We start from the raw sequence: 359 nt of genomic DNA, 5'->3' as shown, positions 1-359 counted from the left end.
AAGCACGCAAGGATGAAGGTCAACGTCATCAGCGCGAAGAAGGTCGTGGCCGTGGTCAGCGTCCTCGTCGTGACGACAACCGTGGCAACCGCAACAATGCGGAAGCAGGCGAGAAGCGTGAAGGTGGCAACCGCGAAGCTGGTGAAAACCGCAATCGCCGTCCCCGCAAAGAGCGCGAGCCTCGTCAGGAGCGTGAAGCTCGTGGCGAAGTGCGCAGCGAACAGCGCATGGAACGTGAACCCCGTCAGGAGCGCGAGCCTCGCGAACCGCGCCAGGAACGTGCACCACGTCCGGCCCGTGAACCTCGAGCACCCCGTGAGCCGCGCGCCGAAGTCGTTGTTGAAGCGGTAGACGCCGTT

1 pseudogene is annotated in these 359 nt (G+C 64.1%); it reads left to right on the top strand.

The features are described 5' to 3' along the window. A pseudogene (locus AACS18_RS23245) lies at window positions 1-359 on the top strand (ribonuclease E); the annotation flags it as partial.

The organism is Aeromonas sp. HMWF015 (assembly GCF_963878965.1).
Classification (GTDB): domain Bacteria; phylum Pseudomonadota; class Gammaproteobacteria; order Enterobacterales; family Aeromonadaceae; genus Aeromonas; species Aeromonas veronii.
The sequence above is the reverse complement of the archived record's forward strand: the minus strand, read 5'-3'. Positions and strand labels throughout refer to the sequence as shown.